This window comes from Roseomonas sp. TS2, assembly GCF_058833935.1.
In genome coordinates this window covers 1-2,429 of record NZ_JCACVY010000319.1, presented here as the reverse complement: position 1 = coordinate 2,429, position 2,429 = coordinate 1, and the positions used below count along the sequence as shown (strand labels likewise).

At 74.1% G+C, this 2,429-nt stretch carries 2 protein-coding genes; one reads left to right on the top strand and one right to left on the bottom strand.

The window, feature by feature from the left end:
- Positions 1-1,170 (bottom strand): GTP cyclohydrolase II (locus ACZJYS_RS23975; protein ID WP_493180596.1); only part of this gene is annotated, 1,170 nt, incomplete at its 3' end.
- A gap of 281 nt (positions 1,171-1,451) precedes the next feature.
- On the opposite strand from ACZJYS_RS23975, the gene ACZJYS_RS23970 reads away from it, so the two are divergent.
- Positions 1,452-2,171 (top strand): response regulator transcription factor, encoded by a 720-nt coding sequence (locus tag ACZJYS_RS23970; protein WP_109518774.1) that lies wholly within the window; start codon positions 1,452-1,454, stop codon positions 2,169-2,171.
- The last annotated feature ends 258 nt before the right edge of the window (positions 2,172-2,429 follow it).

Genomic DNA, 2,429 nt, shown 5'->3' with positions numbered 1-2,429 from the left:
ATTGGCCTCGAACTGGTGCGCCTCCCGCCCCTCCACCGCGATGCCGCAGGCGGCGAGGCCGGCCATCTTGTCCGGGTTGTTGGTCAGCAGCCGCACGCGGCGGATGCCGAGCTGCTCCAGCATGGTGGCCGCCACCAGGAAGCCGCGCTCGTCGGCGCCGTAGCCGAGCGCCCGGTTGGCATCCAGCGTGTCCAGCCCCTGGTCCTGCAGGGTGTAGGCGCGCAGCTTGTTGACGAGGCCGATGCCGCGCCCCTCCTGCGCCAGGTAGAGCAGCACGCCGGCCCCCTCCTGCGCCATGCGGCGGATGGCGCCGCGCAGCTGCGGGCCGCAATCGCAGCGCAGGCTGCCCAGCAGGTCGCCGGTGAAGCATTCGGAATGGGCGCGCACCAGCGGCGCGCCGCCCGCCGCCGCCAGCTTCTCCGGCTCGCCCACCAGGATGGCGAGGTGCTCGATGCCGCCATCGGCCGCGCGGAAGGCGACGATGCGGCTCTCGGCGGAATCCTCGAGCGGCACCCGCGCCTCGGCCACGCGCGTCAGGCTGGTGGCGGCGGCGGCGGGGTAGGCCAGCACCTCGGCCGCCGGCACGGTCAGCAGGTCGAGCGTGGCGGCGGCATCCTCCCGCGCCGGGGCCACCACCAGGGCGGGCAGCAGCCGCCCCAGCTTGGCCAGCGCCAGCGCCGCCGGCGCCAGGGGGGGCGTGGCCTGCAGCTCGGGCATCTCGGGCAGCAGCCGCTCGGCCACCGGGTCGGCCAGGCGCCGCAGCGCCTCGGGCGCCAGCAGGGCGGCGGGCAGCCGCAGCGCCACCGCGCCCTCCTCCAGCCGGCGGCCCTCCGGCCCGTGGGCCGGCGCCCGGCCGGTGGCGACGGGCCGCTGCAGCACCGCCGCGGCCCGCACCGGCGCCAGCAGCAGCAGGGGCGGCGAAAGCGCGGCGGCGGCGATCTCGGCCAGGCCGCGCGCGCCCACGGTCTCGGCGGCGGCCACCACCAGAGGCGCGCCGCGCGGCCCCCCGGCCGTGGCCCCGGCCTCGGCGATCAGGACCGGCGTGCCGCGGCGCAGCTCGCTGGCCGCGCGATGCACCGCCCGCAGGGCCAGTGCCACGGCATCCGGCACGATCGCGCCGAGTTCCGCCTCATGCCGCAGATCCGGCGCGACATTTCCAGTGCTGGTCATCCGATGCCTTCCGTGTGCCGCTCGCCCCCGTGCCGCTCCGCCTCTCACGGGAGCCATGCACATGGGGTGTGTCTTCCGTTATCCCCAATGTGGCGCTTGGTTCCAGCTTGCCACCCCACCCAGAAAAGTGGTGAAAAATGAATCCCATGATCGTATCGCGGTGGTGGGTCTTGCCCTGTGAGGCCATCACGGTCAGGATAGGGCTTGGTGGCCTTCCGGCTGCCCGGCTAACTCCGGGAGGTAGAAGCCATGTTTTGCAATAGGCTAAGTCGGGAGAGCGCATGACCGGCCCGCGGCCGATCCTGATCGTGGACGACGATGACGCGCTGCGCGCGACGTTGTCCGAGCAATTGGCGTTGGATGGTGAATTCGCGCCTCTGGAAGCCGCCACGGCGAACGAGGCGGCGACACAGCTGCTCTCGCCCGATTCGCGGTGCGACGCCGTGCTGCTCGACATCGGCCTGCCCGATGGCGACGGCCGCGAGCTCTGCGCACGCCTGCGGCAGGAGGGGGTGAAGATCCCCATCATCATGCTGACCGGCGCGGATGGCGAGCAGGATGTGGTGCGGGGGCTCGATTCCGGCGCCAACGACTACATCGCCAAGCCCTTCCGCGTGGGCGAGCTGCTGGCGCGGCTGCGCGCCCAGCTCCGCGTCTTCGACAATTCGGAGGACGCGGTCTTCGTCATCGGCCCCTACACCTTCCGCCCCTCGGCGAAGATGCTCATGGAGCCGGTGAAGAACCGCAAGATCCGGCTGACCGAGAAGGAAGCCGCGATCCTGAAGTTCCTCTACCGGGCCGGCGGCCGGCCTGTGGCGCGGCAGATCCTGCTGAACGAGGTGTGGGGCTACAACGCCGCCGTCACCACGCACACGCTGGAGACGCACATCTACCGCCTGCGGCAGAAGATCGAGCCGGACCCGGCCAACGCCGCCCTGCTGCTGACCGAGGGTGGCGGCTACCGCCTCGACCCCCAGGCCGGGCGCGCCGCCGCCGCCTGAGGCCAGGGCCGCCATGCCGACCGAACGAAGCCGGGCACCCGTTGCCCGGCTTTTTTCATGCCCGCCGCTTGGCCTGCGCCGGGCGGCCCCGCCGGAGCCCGATGCTCCGTCCCGGCTGCGAGGGGCGGCCGCCGGGCCGTCCCGCGGCGCGGGGGCCGGGGCGTCCGCCGCCTGCCGCAGGCGGAGCCCCGGCTTCGGCCCCCGCCCCGGGCGGGGCCCGGGAGGCGGGCCGCACAGCGCCCCCGGGGCCCGCTTGCC

What these genes read in the sequence shown, in the direction of transcription:
- ACZJYS_RS23970 (WP_109518774.1), top strand. Translation starts at nt 1,452, where the DNA reads ATGACCGGCCCGCGGCCGATCCTGATCGTGGACGACGATGACGCGCTG.